Annotated in this window: 1 pseudogene; it reads right to left on the reverse strand. The window is 58.9% G+C overall.

From position 1 onward, the window contains the following. Positions 1-299, reverse strand: a pseudogene (locus tag ACYP03_RS25525) (S1 family peptidase); the annotation flags it as partial.

Genomic DNA, 299 nt, shown 5'->3' on the forward strand with positions numbered 1-299 from the left:
GGGCACGTCAGTACTGCGGTTCAGGCGATTAACATAAGGCGAGACCTGGGCGCTGGCCAGCGCCGGGCTGGCGGATACAGGGCGTATACCCAGCTCCTGCAGCCAGTCAAAAATCAGTGTGGCAGGGACAAACTGGCTGTATCGCGCAGCCGGGCGCAGGTTGGCGAGATCTTCCGGGTTATCGACGATGGCCACGGTAATACCGACGATTTCACCGGCGTCATTGAACACTGGGCCGCCGCTCATGCCTGACATGACCGGCGCATCACTCAGTGAATACAGACAGTTAGTGTTGGTAT

The organism is Photobacterium sp. R1 (assembly GCF_054600795.1).